Here is a 13,101-nt window from a genome sequence, read left to right as displayed (position 1 = left end):
TTAGTTGACTAATAGTTCAGAGATGCCTGCATCCTGCAGCGCCGTTCGGAAAGTCCGCCTGTAATCAGAAGGTGTAACGTTAAGATGCCGTAAGAACGTTCGCCGCATACCAACCAGGTTGACGAGTCCGCATTTTTCGGCAATCCTTTCCAGCGGCCGGTCCGTGTCCTCCAGTAGTTTACGCGCAGCTTCCACCCTCATCTTTTCTATGAATTTGGCTGGAGGCATACCCGTTTGTTTATGAAATACCCTTGTAAAGTTGCGGCTGCTCATGTTCAAATGTCCGGCAATGGTGGCTACGTCCAGCGATTCATGCAAGTTGGCATTTAAAAAAGGCAGCAGTTTTTGTGCGATATGCTCCGTTTCAAACACCGGCAACAGGTTGCCGAATTGTGACTGAAAGCCCGGCCTGCTTAAATAAAAGACGAGCTTTCGGGCCACACGAATAGCCACGTCTCTCCCGTGATCTTCTTCCACCATGGCAAGCGACAAGTCGATGCCCGAGGAGACACCTGCTGAGGTATATATATTTCCGTCTTTGGTAAAAAACTGATTGGATTCGACGCGAATAGTCGGGTACTCCTTTTGCAGATTTTCACTACGCTCCCAATGTGTCGTCGCCCGTTTACCATCCAGCAATCCGGCTTTCGCCAGGGCGAATGCACCACCGCAAACAGAGGCGATACGTCTTGTCTCAGCTCTTTCAGGCTTAGCCAGCCACTCATGAAAATCGCCCAGGCGCTTAATACCCGCGGGACTGCGGTCATTACCGGCAATGATCAGCGTATCGATCGGCGCTGTAATGTCACCAACATAATGAGGACACTGTATCTCGACGCCGGTGTGCCCGGTCAACTTACGATCAACCGTCGGTGAAGCGATCAAAACCTCATAACCTTCCGGTAATCCGAAACTCCTGAGGCATTCGTTAGCATTGGTAAAAACATCGGAAGGCCCGGCAAAATTCAGGAGCATATTACCGGACATGACCACGATCACCACCTTCTTTTTCTGAGCATCGCTATTCATAACCCAAAGTTAAAAATCGAACGCCTTGTCTCAAAGGACATAAATTAGTCAATTTAGGCCAATCACAAACTAAAGTCGACAAAAATAAACAAGGCCTTAAATGAAACAGCAACTGCAGGTGTTTTGGTCAGCGCAGGAGGCTTCAGCCGCCTGCGCTGGCGAAGCGAAACCAAAAGATCAGCTGTTGCAGCGGCGCGTTTAGCTGGTGAACCGGAGCGACGTGCGCGTAGCGCGCATAGCGCAGGCGAACCGGCTAAACCGCCCGACAACCGAATCGAGCCCAATAAATGAGGCTTCAGGCTTAATTCGGTTACAAACCTCCTTGATTCGGTTAAGTCAGTAAATCGCTTTCTGATGATCTTTGTATCAACAAAAAATCACTAATAACATGGACAATAAAAATTTAGGTCATAATCAACCTATTGCGCTGGTGACCGGCGCCAATCAGGGTGTAGGTAATGAGATCGCCAAAGCACTGGCAGCCGAGGGCTATGTCGTATACGTGGGTTCACGTAATTTAGAGAATGGGAAAAAAGCCGCCGCAGCAATCGGCGCAAAGGCCAAAGCGTTACAACTGGACGTTACAAAACAGGGAAGTATAGATGCTGCCATAGCAAAAATCAGTGCTGAATACGGCCAGCTTGATTTATTGGTCAACAACGCGGGTATCTCCCATGCCGGGAACGCACCCAAAAATCCAGAAGAACTTATGGCTACCGGCCGTGCTGTAAACGTTTCGCTGGACGAAGTCCGTACCGTATGGGAGACTAATGTTTTCGGCGTAATCACGATGACGCAGGCAGCGCTTCCATTACTGCGCAAGTCTAAAGGAGCGCGAATTGTCAATGTATCCAGCGGTCTGGGTTCATTGACCTGGATCGCCGACCCGGCGTGCTGGGCACGAGAACATTTCGGCATTGTGTATGGAGCATCCAAAACCGCGCTGAACGCAGTAACCCTGGCCTTTGCCATTGAACTGGAAAAAGAGGGTATCAAAGTGAATGCTACCAGCCCAGGATATACTGCTACCGCCCTCAACAACTTTCAGGGAACAGACAGCCTGGAAGTGGGGTCGCGTGAACCGATACGGGTTGCACTGGAAACAGATGGCCCGACGGCCGGCTTTACAGGCCCGGAAGGCAAACTCCCCTGGTAAATTTCAATCACTCATCATGCTGAATATGACCGGCGGCTGAAACAGGAACCGGTCATATTCCTTACTTTTAATTATGAATCCGCAAAAGCCTAAAATCCCCGTAATCCAATCCATAAACGAGGTCCATCGGACGCTGGGTCTGCCCGGCCCGGTGCATCCATTGATCACGTTATTCGACACACGTGATGACCGGATCAACTTGAGCCGTTTGCCGGTCAGCTATGTGACCACGTTGTACAAGATATCTTATATCGAAAAACTGGGCGGCAAATTCAGGTATGGTCAGGGCTATTACGACTTTGATGAAGGCAGTATGGTATTTACAGCACCGAATCAGATTGCTGGGAGTACATCGATATACAAAGGTAATGAAGGTTATTCACTGATCTTCCATCAGGATTTTTTAAACGGTTATCCGCTTGCTGCTAAGATCAAACAATACGGCTTCTTTTCTTACTCGTCAAACGAGGCACTGCACCTCTCTGAACAGGAAAGAGCCACGGTGGCTTCCATTTTCAGGATCATTGGCGAAGAGCTGAATAGCCGCATAGATGATTTCAGTCAGGAAGTGGTGATCGCACAGATTGAATTATTGCTCAGCTATGCCAAACGTTTCTATAAACGCCAGTTCCTCACCCGCCAGGCAGCGACCAGTGATCTGTTGCAACAGTTCGAAGCTGCGATCAGCAGCTATTTCGAAACCAACGGGCCGGTCAATAACGGACTCCTTACCGTCCAGTATCTGGCAGGTCGGCTGAACTACACCCCGAACTATCTGAGTGATATGCTACGCTCACTTACCGGGCTCAATGCCCAGCAACATATTCATGAACAGCTAATCGAAAGGTCCAAACAATTACTCTCGACCACCACCTTCAATGTAAGTGAGATAGCCTATCAACTTGGTTTTGAACATCCGCAATCCTTCAGCCGGCTTTTCAAGAGCAAAACGGACTTGTCGCCTGCACAGTTCCGCCTATCCATCAATTGATTCTTCCGATTAACCGCGCTCATAAGCTTCAAAGGCCAGCTTGAAGTCGCCATCACACAGTAGCAAAGCATCTGCAAGGGTCGCAGCACCCTGCATGGCTAAAGAGCCGCCCTGTCCGGATGCAGGCGAGGGGCAATAAGCCGCATCGCCGATCAGCGCTACGCGTCCTTTTGACCAGGCCGGCATCTTGATCTGGCTGAATTTGTCAAAATAAAAGCTATCTGACTTTGCCACCTTTTCCAGCAATTCCGTGCTGCGCCAACCTGTATCCTTGAACTGATCCTGAATAATCTGTCGCTGGGCCCTAATATCCTTGTAATCGTAGACGATCTCCTGATCGGACAGGAAAATAAAGATGATATCCGTTTTACTATTGTAGGCATTGAGCATGACCGACTTTTAAGGAACGCTAAATGAACCGGGCACTTTTCATATTTGATAATATTTAAGGCAATTTGATCTTAAAGACTTTGTAAGGTTGAGTCCGCTTATTAACGCCCTCATTATAAGCCGGTTGCTTGTTGATCTGTGAAGTGGTCACATAGATATAGCCGTCTTTAGATACCGCATAGGTATCCGGCCAGATCAGATCGGCGCTTTTGATCCATGAACGGCGTTGGTGATTTGGACCTACCTGCACCAACTCATAGGTGGTCGGGTCGCCTAAATACAAATTGCCTTTCCAGTCGAACTCCATACCATCTGTATACGCGACATTGCCCAGATCCTCCACCGCACCTGCGAGTTGCTGACCAGTCAGCGTAGTATCCAGTAAGGCACTTGTTTTGATCCGGTTGAGCTTCTTGTCCGAGATCGTTTTGTAATACAGGTAGCTGGCGTCACGCGTCAGCGCGATACCGTCTGATTGAAATTTCACAGGATGACCCTGTTTCTTTAATTCATGTCCATCAATGATGAATTTGACATAAGGATCGGGGTGCACGGATCGGTGATTCTGCAGCACCTGCCTTGACTTGCCGGTAGTAAGATCTAAAATTACAATGCCGCCTGTTCCGGAATTAGTCAGATAAGCAACCTGCTTTTTCGTATCCACACGTATATCATTCAAATAGCTGTGGTTATCGATCGTTTGCGGAAAGTTATAGACGCGTTCAACCTTATTCGTCTGCAGGTTGAACTTGACCACTTTTGCAGCCTGGTTAACATCAACTACTTTCTCCAGCTTTGGTGCTGCCGGGTCAACAATGTACAGAAAGTCGTTGTCATCGATGTAAGCGGTCTGCACGCAAACCCATTTGTTGCGCCCGTCCTGACCTGGCATCCATTCGTTCATCGCTGCATCGGGGAAAGGCTTTGCCGAGCCGTCCTTCATGACCTCGACAACCGCATATTTATAGGGTCCCTCCCATCGCGGGTAGGTAACAAACAGCCTGCCTTTGGCGGATATGGCCACACCGGTAAACTGGTAGGTATTGTCGCTGTATACCTGTTCTAATTTGGGCTGGGCAAGGGCGGCAACCGCTGTTACCGACAGGGCGAAACTTAAAAATGCTTTTTTCATAACCGCTTGATTTAAGAGATGGAAGCCGTCATACTTACAAACGGCCTTATAAAGCTAACACCATTAATCTACAATAGTTGCATAATAGTTTAAAAAATTAATTTTATAGTTAATCCACCATTTCCTGATCGCTATCAATTCATTTTTTAGCTACCTGCCTTAACACCATAGCATGCCAGCAGAAACCACTCAGGCGTTTTGTCCGCCGTCAACATTTAAGGTAGTTCCTGTAATATACTGTGTTTCATCGCTGGCCAAAAAGGCTACGCATTGCCGATATCTTTCGGCTCGCCATAGCGGCCTAAGGCAACCGCCTGCAGCATATGGCTGCTGATGGGTCCGTCTGAAGGGTTCATGTCCGTATTGATAAGGCCCGGCTGGATGATGTTCACGGTGATATTTCTGGGGCCTAAATCACGCGCCCAGCTTCTCGTATAAGCCGCGAGCGCGGCCTCGGTGGCGGCATACTCGCCGATCCCCGGGTAAGGTGAGCGATTGGCACCGGTCGAACCTATGGTAATGATCCTGCCGCCATTTTCCATGTGAGGTAACACTGTTCTTACCGTGTGGGCTACACCTAAAACATTGACCTTCCATTTCCGGCGGACGACAAGGATCCTAGCGCTAAAACACTCCATTTGTCCATGCTCAACGCTCACCGAAAATCCGCTTTCACGGTTTTCATCAATTGGCGAGGATCAAATGGCTCCGGTTTTTCCTTTTGTTACCAAGGAAACATGTAAGTCGTAACCGCTAACACGTGTTATTCCGTGAAGGTGACGGTAAAAATAAGCTGTATGATTCTGCGGCAATGATCAAGGCGCCCGACGTTATGGGTGGGGACGCTCAGCCGGCAATTTTTGAGACTGCACTGATAACACCAATTGCTACTATCACCCGCGCTATGATGTTGCCCTGATCCATCTAGGCACTTATTATTAAACCAATAATAACCAGTCGCTGCATCCCAGCTATCGTGAAGAAACCATTCAAACGCAGTTGTCAACTAATGCTGCGCAATTCTGCGTGCAACCCGGTGCCATTCCCTTAAATGAAGTGAAGGTCAGTGCTGATATCTTTATTGCCGGTTACCCAACATCGCTCGGCGTGGAGGGCTATCTCGATTTCTTTGACATTGACCGCCCAGTGCTAAGAAAGGGAATCGCCTCTCACGTCAATTACAAAAGTCAGCGCATCATCCCGGATCGCAGCAACCAATACAAACGTTGTCCAGGGCCGGTGAAAAGGCTGCGCCGATCGTTCGATAGAGAAGCCCTGAAGTTATAGCAGGCGGAGGACAGCTTTTATAAGCGGAGGAATTTTAGGTGAAACAACCTTAACTTAGCGCGTCGAAATAAAAGATGCACCCCGATCAAAAATCCTTTATACGTCCGGCAAGTTCTTCCAGCACGCGCAGGACGACCTCCTTGTCATTTTGTTCCATTTTATACGTACTGCTCCGGGCGCTTTTCCAGGATATCTCTTTGAAACGTTCAGTAGACAGATAAGGAACAATACTGCGCAGCAACTCGCTGAACGACCGTGCGATAATCAGATGCATACTGTCGGCCGCCTTTAATAAGATGCCGATCTGGTCAACACTTAATCCGCACCTGACTTTACTGTTTTGAACGGTTTCAGTCGAAGATGACGCTGCCAGGTAACTCGTATACCTTTGCCGGATACTTTCGTATAACTCATTCAAATGCGCGATGACGAGTTCGCCCGTTTCATACAGGTGTCCATCCCGCGGATACTGACTGATGTTGATCCTCATCTGTTGGTTCAACAACCGGATTGACGTGTCATAATGCCCGGCAACAGCTTTGACGTATCGGTTACGGTACAGGCTGAAAGATTGCAGCTTAAGCTGCCTCCCGATGGCAGCCATTTCGGCCGGTAAGCGCTCCCGGATGGTCCTCGTTTCCGATACCGTTATTTGATTCACATCGTTCTTTTCAGGATTTAACCGGATCTCAACCAGTTCATCCAGCCAACTGAAAGGGTAACCATTCCCACTCTGATCCACCTTGCTCATAAGTTAAATATTAATGACATTCTATAAACTTTGATACCACACTTATTAGCTAACTTTTCATTTAAAACTTTCCGGAGACAATAAACAAGCTAAAATATGGTTAATTAATAAGCACATGTTATTAACCGCAAGGTAAATAGACGCTTACTCATTCACTGTTGACAATTATCAAAATCGCAAACGGTAACTGTTATGAACGCGGAATTGCTGATACAGACATTAAATTTTATCTCCCCACTGTCCGGCGCTCTGGACAAAAGGTTTCGCGAGAACCTCATAGAAGAAAAGTTGCCCCGGCGCCATTTGCTACTGGAAGAAGGGCGGGTCAACAATAAGATCTACTTTATCAATAAAGGGTTTGCCCGCGCCTTTTATTATACCCGGGAAGGCAAAGAATGCACTTCCTGGTTCATGGGTAAAGGCGAGCTGATGATATCCGTATACAGCTTTTACACCCAGACACCTGCAGCCGAAAACATCGAACTGCTGGAGGACAGCGAACTCCTGTCCATGACCTGGAGCCAGTTGCAATCCATTTATGCCGACTTTCCCGAATACAATTTCACCGGTCGTATCGTGACCGAAAAATATTACCAGCTTTCCGAGGAAAGGGCCGTACTGTTACGCACGCTCACGGCGCGGGAACGCTACGAAAAACTCTTGTCTACCCACCCGGATATCCTCCGGCAAGCCAGTCAGGGCCAGATCGCTTCCTATCTTGGAATAAGTCCTGAAACGCTCAGCAGGGTCAGGTCCGGCAAAAGCAATTTGACAATTGTCAAAAAAACAGGCACATGAACTAATGAGTTAAACCCTTGATTTTCCCATATGAAGAACTTCCTGCTCATCATGATCATTTCCGCAGCCTGTCTCACCGGCTGTAAAAAAGAGGAAAACTTTCCGAATGAAACCGTTAACAGTGATACCTCAGCGAACACCAGCGCATTTTCTGTTGAAGAGCTAAAAAATTGGTATAGCACAAATCGTGTCCATGCCAAAACAGCAACTACATCTGACCAAGGATCCCAAGCTCAGGAACAGGCCGGGATCGCCTGGAGTAACGTCAAAAGCGGGAAAATGAACAATAAGCCAGACCAGCCATCCGGAAACTACCTGTATGTCAGTATAGCCGGTACCCCGACCTTCCAAAATATCCATGCAGGCAGCAGGCGGTTGCTGTTCACCAAAACGTCCGGACAGATCAGGTCATTTGCAGTCGATGTTGTTCCCGACCCGCTCGCCCAGCAACAAAACGGGACCATGAAAGCAGCCAATTTCACAGGCCGGACGTTCATTTATGACAGCACCCGGCACAACCTCATCGGCGGCTATATTTATATTAACGGCAAACGGGCAGGTACCATCAAACCAGCTGAAAAGAGCGGCAGCAAATTGCAGGTCAGCGAACTCCCTGCCGGCTCAACGACCTGCGAATGGGTGCAAAGCAACTACGTCAACGCAGACGGTGAACTCGTCATTTACGCCGAAAAGGTTTGCACCGTCGACCTCAGCGATCTCAGTCAGCATGGCCCTCCTGACCTGCCACCCATAGACCAGAACCCGCCTGAATATGCAGGAGGAGGCGGAGGCAGTGGTTCCGGTGGTGGTTCCGTATCCAATCTCCCCGGCGAAACCAACCCTAAGATCAACCCAAAAGCTTACATGCAGTGCTTCTCCAACCTGCCGGACATTGGGTCTAAAATGACCATCACGGTCTACGTCCAGGAACCGGCTCCCGGCTTACCTTTTAATATTGGCCCCAACTCTGTCGGCCATACCGCCATTGGCCTGACCAAAACCTATAACGGACAAACCATCACACAGGTCGTCGGCTTCTATCCAGACGCAACAGGCAAAGATAAAATGCACGCGCCGTCGAAAGTATTAGATAATGCTGGTCTGAAATACAATGTTAGTATCAGCTATTCAATCATAGCTTCAGAGTTCAACAAAATTGTAAATTATATCGCTAATCCTCCAAATACATACGACCTATTCACTAATAACTGTACAAGTTTTACGTATAATGCATGTCTTGCAGGCGGAATAAAGTTACCTGATCCAAACGGCAATATGGGTTTAGGGCAATCTGGTATGACCCCTGCTGCTCTTGGTAATTCTATAAGAAACACTGGTAATGTTTCAAATGCAAATACCAAGGGCGGAGATGTTGGAAGAACACATGGACCATGTAATATTTAAGATATGAAAAGAAGCATTCTTATCATCATAATCATTATAGTAGCTATACTTAATTTTACACCCCTATCTTTCCTTCTGAAAAAGAACTATTCGTATAGTAATTTTGATCGGAGTTTTAGATTTCAAGAAGAAGGTAGCGGTATCGATTTTAACATGGCAAAGACTAGATATAAGTGGTTTTTGCAGGATAATCAATCTACCAAAAACGGTGATACAACTCTATACCGAACTTTTACAATCAAGCCCTGGCAGGTTTGGTCATGGCGAGATTATGTCCTTCAGCACGAACGTTTTACCCTTCCTTATCTTGATACAAATCGTGTCAAATAATTATCCATTATAAATGATTATGACACCACTCATTGCGTAAATTTAAATATGACGCCGTTGCCAAGGCAACTAATTTGGGTTTCCATCGACCTTGTATTTGCCAGCATTTTCGAATCGATTTGGTAATTGAAAGACAACAAACTTTAATTGCCAAAAATAAATCCAGCGATTAGAGGCTTGCTATTCCAAAGATTCAAATGTCAGACCTCCTCTTTTTCTAAGCGTTGGCTTCATAAAAAAGGCCCTTCCTGAATATAGAAATTCAGATAAGGTCACTAAGGGTTTTGCCAGATTATTTTTTTTAGAATCCTTTGAAGTGAATTCGCTATTAACTAACGAGTCAGTTAACAAATGTTAAAGCCTCTCATTTGTCAAGCTTAGAAGAGCCGTCAGTCAATTAAGGAAACCGAACGAAACGCTCTTTAAATTATTGATCAAATGTCTTATAAGATGAAGCTTACTTCATAAAAAAGGCTGGATGATATCCAGCCTTAACTTACAAATCCTTGATTTCACAATCCGAATTACTTTTTGCTTTTGGTTGACATTGATGTTTTTATATACGCTTTTTTGCTCGCCTTCAATAATTCACCAACTTGATTCTTTAGAAAATCCATCTCAGCTTGCTGCCTGTTTAATTGCTCATCTTTAGCGATCATATATAAAGTAAGCTCCTCCACTTTTTGAAGTAAAATTTTGTTCATCTGCCCCAGGTTTACGCCGCTTTCGATCACCTCCTTTTCAGATGGCACTTCAGGTAGGTGGTGGTTCAGCACAATAAATTTTTTGAGGCCTTTAAGAGATGGAAGCGTGTAATTACTGCCAAAAACAAAATCAGGCCATCCGGTTAGATCAACTTTAACTTCCTTCGCGTGTATGGTACCGTTCACGGCGAGCTTATCGGTCGAATTGGTTATCGTCGCACCAATACCGACACTTCCTCCAAAGTAATTGTTACCTGAAGGAGAATATAGCGCGTAATTATTTGTCCCTGCGGAAGAAGCACCGTCGATATATAAGCTGGCTGTATTGGTGACGGCTGCCCCGCCTGATGTAACCGTGCCAACTGGTTTTACTAAAACATTGCTTAGCCAAGCATTGGTTCCGCTAGCGGGTGTGTTGACCGTAGTCGATGCGAAAATAGTTCCCGAATAGTTGGCGTTTGTGGTAAGTGGTGCCGCACCGTTACCATAGAAGGCAGTTCGTAAAAAATTTGTAGCCGATGAGGCATACTGATATATTGAGTAACCGGTAGACACGGCAGTGTAGGTAGAAGGGATATATAATGTGGAGTTTATACCGTAGGTGATCAATCCCCCTGATACAGCGAAAACACCGCCTGAAGGGGTGACGGTAATATTCCCGCCGCCAGTCGACGACACTGTTAACCCACCGTTTGAAGAAGCGAGAAAAGAAGCATAATTTGATGAATTATAAGAAAGGCGGAGTTGTTCTGTTGGAGCAAAGAGGTCAACTCTCGCGTTTGGCGATGAAGTACCAATACCAACATTCCCGTTGCCCAAAACTCTCAAATACTCAGCAGCTGTATTCCGAATAACAAATCCCGGATTACCACTTGACCCGGTAACTGCCAGACCGGTAAGACTGTTAATATTGTCGGCGAACATGTTAATGCGGTAATTGTTTGTCCCGTCCCCTACTGCTGTACCAATCATAGCAGCGCCATTTGTCTGGAAGTTTGTAAGTTGTGCGGTTCCGGCTGTACCACCTCCATTGTAAAATGTTATTCCTACGGAAGGAGTTCCGATTTGCAGCATATTACCCGGAGCGGTAGTACCAATACCAACATTACCTGTGTTAGAGTTGTAAATATTAGAACCTGCCGTTGTCCATTGCGCAGAAGCCCCAAAAGGAACAAAAAATAGTAAAGCAAAAATAATTTTTTTCATCGAGAAATAAGGTTTGGATAAAATTTGGTATAACTATTACCAAACCATAAAGTTAATTAAAATTACTTAGATCAGTGACAACTATTGTTAAGGTAACTTTACCAGCATTGATATCGCTACCTGTTGGCTTTTCGACTTCCCTGGTTGAAAGTCATGAGGGAATCAACCGACCGACTTGGCGTAGCTCAAACAGTTTAAGGAACTGGAGTTATTTAGTCCGGAGGACAAACATTTTGTAAAGACATTCATCGATGCTTTATCACTAAGAGGCGTATTCAGGAACACGAAGTTGGGCTTGAGTTTAGCTTTGTGTTACCAACGACTTTGATACACTACCTTATTTATTACTAACGACCTTAAGCAGTGTAAGTGTTTGAAGAACAGAATTATTTTTCTTACTACGAACAGATAAGGTGATACTATCTGGCAGATTGACACCTTTAAACTCTCTGTAGATTATGTTACTACTATAAACTTTGAAACTAGGAATATCCCAATCAACGCTATAACCTCTTCCATCGCTAGCTAAGTAACTTTTAGACACTATAACGATTTGTGAGTTACAGCAGTCGATATCATACTTGGAAAACAAGCCTCCATCGGAGCTATATGCATGTTCTGCAACCACGTTCTTGATATTTACCCCATTTATAGTTGAATCATTAAGTCTATACTCGCAAATGAAAGATCCATTGTCTCTTGATTGAGCTGCCGACCAACTATATTGCGGACCGGTTCTATTGTTGACATGAAAATCACATGAAGTTAGTAAAAGAATACCTACTATCCAAAGTAATACACTACGGTCTGATAACCTTCCCATTTTCATTTTGCTCTTTAATTCGTTTATATATTAGGTTTGGTGTTTTGCTACCGGCTATGCCTCCCGCAACCGGACCCATAATTGGACCGAGGATAGGTCCCAGAATAATACCACCAGCAGTTACTGCCTTGGCCGATTCCAGAAAGGTTGGACGGCCATCTTTTTTTCCTCCGCTCTCCAGTGCGCTCTGTACGGTACAAGCACAATTAGATCCTAACACATTGTAATCTTTAGCCAATTCTTTCTTAGCTCCAGCCTCAGCAGCTCTATCTTCTTTTGCAGTGGTTGGAATTTGATAACCTTCGGTATATTCTCTCTCACCAGTCTTTTTATTAACGATAGGATTCAGATCGCTTTTCATAAACTCCCCCGGAGAGTTAAACGATCCCACACCTGCTTGATCTCCTTTGTTATTAGCCCCTGCCATTCCAGCATTGTCATTTGTTCCGTTCTTTGACCATAAGCTAAAATTACCCTGCTTGTTCTGAATTAAAACAGCCATGTGGCCAGTTCCTCCAGCACCGCGTGGCGCTGTAAGCACTACGACGGTATCACCATTAATATCAATGTTCGATAAAGGGTTATTTAGTGCATAGTGATAAGAGGTATTGGAATGATACTTCTCAGCAAACCTATCAATAGTAGTAAATCTCCCAATCACCGGATCATAGAACCTTGCACCATAATCGTATTGGCTACCACACTTTTTTACTGTTTTCCGAGTTTTCGGTTTGCGCTTTTTGGGCGTTATAAAGAACGTTTGTAAGGGTAAAGATAAGCGTTAGTTTTGCTTCCGCAAGGCCGTGGGTGCGTTGGTTTTTTCAGCGAGTCGGTGGCTATTAACCTGGTTAAGCCGACCATCTGTTACCGCAAAGGTAGCCTCCGAAGCGGAAGCAGTAAAGGGACTTTCGCGGCATAAATCCGCACAGCCTTTCACGCACCATGCCATTTATTCCACGTTCCCTTGACAGCTCCGTCTTCTTCCGCTTTTGGTTGCTTAACAGAAGATCACCTGAACCCTCATGCTCTTGTTTTTGAGACTACCCCGGCGACTTCGGAGCGGTCGGGGCAAGATCGATTGTCGGACAATCGTTTATCTT

12 protein-coding genes and 2 pseudogenes are annotated in these 13,101 nt (G+C 45.9%); 6 read left to right on the top strand and 8 right to left on the bottom strand.

The window, feature by feature from the left end:
- Window positions 1–1,029 carry a GlxA family transcriptional regulator gene (locus tag ACFQZI_RS00075; RefSeq protein WP_377137100.1) on the bottom strand — a complete coding sequence of 343 codons (1,029 nt, stop codon included), beginning with the start codon at window positions 1,027–1,029 and terminating at the stop codon, window positions 1–3.
- A gap of 388 nt (window positions 1,030–1,417) precedes the next feature.
- On the opposite strand from ACFQZI_RS00075, the gene ACFQZI_RS00070 reads away from it, so the two are divergent.
- Together ACFQZI_RS00070 and ACFQZI_RS00065 are read left to right on the top strand one after the other, a co-directional pair.
- Window positions 1,418–2,185: an SDR family NAD(P)-dependent oxidoreductase gene (locus ACFQZI_RS00070; RefSeq protein WP_377137098.1), complete on the top strand. Its 768-nt coding sequence runs from the start codon at window positions 1,418–1,420 to the stop codon at window positions 2,183–2,185.
- A gap of 73 nt (window positions 2,186–2,258) precedes the next feature.
- Complete coding sequence (locus ACFQZI_RS00065; RefSeq protein WP_377137096.1) at window positions 2,259–3,176, top strand: helix-turn-helix domain-containing protein; 918 nt, start codon at window positions 2,259–2,261, stop codon at window positions 3,174–3,176.
- Between the two features lie 9 nt (window positions 3,177–3,185).
- Here ACFQZI_RS00065 and ACFQZI_RS00060 read toward each other — a convergent pair whose 3' ends face one another.
- The 3 genes and pseudogenes from ACFQZI_RS00060 to ACFQZI_RS00050 all read right to left on the bottom strand — a co-directional run bounded on the left by ACFQZI_RS00060 (window position 3,186) and on the right by ACFQZI_RS00050 (window position 5,336).
- Complete coding sequence (locus ACFQZI_RS00060) at window positions 3,186–3,566, bottom strand: FAD-dependent monooxygenase (RefSeq protein ID WP_377137094.1); 381 nt, start codon at window positions 3,564–3,566, stop codon at window positions 3,186–3,188.
- 55 nt (window positions 3,567–3,621) lie between these two features.
- Window positions 3,622–4,698: an L-dopachrome tautomerase-related protein gene (locus ACFQZI_RS00055; protein ID WP_377137092.1), complete on the bottom strand. Its 1,077-nt coding sequence runs from the start codon at window positions 4,696–4,698 to the stop codon at window positions 3,622–3,624.
- A 189-nt stretch (window positions 4,699–4,887) separates the two neighbouring features.
- Window positions 4,888–5,336 (bottom strand): annotated as a pseudogene (locus tag ACFQZI_RS00050) (SDR family oxidoreductase).
- A gap of 361 nt (window positions 5,337–5,697) precedes the next feature.
- On the opposite strand from ACFQZI_RS00050, the gene ACFQZI_RS00045 reads away from it, so the two are divergent.
- Window positions 5,698–5,985, top strand: coding sequence for a hypothetical protein (locus tag ACFQZI_RS00045; protein WP_377137090.1), 288 nt, complete (start codon window positions 5,698–5,700; stop codon window positions 5,983–5,985).
- Window positions 5,986–6,070: 85 nt separating this feature from the next.
- Here the strand turns inward: ACFQZI_RS00045 and ACFQZI_RS00040 are convergent, their stop codons facing one another.
- Entirely contained in the window at window positions 6,071–6,727 is a 657-nt protein-coding gene (locus tag ACFQZI_RS00040) for a hypothetical protein (RefSeq protein ID WP_377137088.1), read from the bottom strand.
- A 201-nt stretch (window positions 6,728–6,928) separates the two neighbouring features.
- Here ACFQZI_RS00040 and ACFQZI_RS00035 point away from each other — a divergent pair, with 201 nt between their 5' ends.
- From ACFQZI_RS00035 to ACFQZI_RS00025, 3 genes are read left to right on the top strand one after another with little or no spacing between them, the layout of a single operon-like run.
- A complete protein-coding gene (locus ACFQZI_RS00035) occupies window positions 6,929–7,534 on the top strand; it encodes a Crp/Fnr family transcriptional regulator (RefSeq protein ID WP_377137086.1) in 606 nt (201 codons plus the stop codon).
- A 30-nt stretch (window positions 7,535–7,564) separates the two neighbouring features.
- Window positions 7,565–8,938, top strand: a complete 1,374-nt coding sequence (locus ACFQZI_RS00030; protein ID WP_377137084.1) for a hypothetical protein — start codon at window positions 7,565–7,567, stop codon at window positions 8,936–8,938.
- Window positions 8,939–8,941: 3 nt separating this feature from the next.
- Entirely contained in the window at window positions 8,942–9,268 is a 327-nt protein-coding gene (locus ACFQZI_RS00025; protein ID WP_377137082.1) for a hypothetical protein, read from the top strand.
- Between the two features lie 524 nt (window positions 9,269–9,792).
- Here ACFQZI_RS00025 and ACFQZI_RS00020 read toward each other — a convergent pair.
- The 3 genes and pseudogenes from ACFQZI_RS00020 to ACFQZI_RS00010 form a co-directional block, all read right to left on the bottom strand.
- Window positions 9,793–11,178, bottom strand: coding sequence for a hypothetical protein (locus ACFQZI_RS00020; protein WP_377137080.1), 1,386 nt, complete (start codon window positions 11,176–11,178; stop codon window positions 9,793–9,795).
- A gap of 800 nt (window positions 11,179–11,978) precedes the next feature.
- Complete coding sequence (locus ACFQZI_RS00015; RefSeq protein WP_377137078.1) at window positions 11,979–12,503, bottom strand: hypothetical protein; 525 nt, start codon at window positions 12,501–12,503, stop codon at window positions 11,979–11,981.
- A gap of 63 nt (window positions 12,504–12,566) precedes the next feature.
- A pseudogene (locus tag ACFQZI_RS00010) lies at window positions 12,567–12,752 on the bottom strand (RHS repeat-associated core domain-containing protein); the annotation flags it as partial.
- Window positions 12,753–13,101 lie beyond the last annotated feature (349 nt).

The sequence above is a fragment of the Mucilaginibacter lutimaris genome, assembly GCF_042676625.1.
Classification (GTDB): domain Bacteria; phylum Bacteroidota; class Bacteroidia; order Sphingobacteriales; family Sphingobacteriaceae; genus Mucilaginibacter; species Mucilaginibacter lutimaris.
Note: the sequence above shows the minus strand (reverse complement) of the source record. Positions and strands in the feature narration are given on the sequence as shown.